Raw genomic sequence first — 230 nt, forward strand, 5'->3', positions numbered from 1 at the left:
GGAGGTAGAGCACTGTTTGGACTAGGGGCCCGTCACGGGTTACTGAATTCAGATAAACTCCGAATGCCATAGATTTATATCCGGGAGTCAGACGCTGAGTGATAAGATCCATCGTCGAAAGGGGAACAGCCCAGACCACCAATTAAGGTCCCTAAGTGTATCCTAAGTGGAAAAGGCGGTGGAGTTGCATAGACAGCTAGGATGTTGGCTCAGAAGCAGCCACCATTTAA

1 rRNA gene is annotated in these 230 nt (G+C 49.1%); it reads left to right on the plus strand.

What is annotated here, in order from left to right:
* A 23S ribosomal RNA gene (locus CES82_RS12270) occupies positions 1-230 on the plus strand; the annotation flags it as partial.

The organism is Secundilactobacillus silagincola (assembly GCF_002583405.1).
Taxonomy (GTDB): Bacteria; Bacillota; Bacilli; order Lactobacillales; family Lactobacillaceae; genus Secundilactobacillus; species Secundilactobacillus silagincola.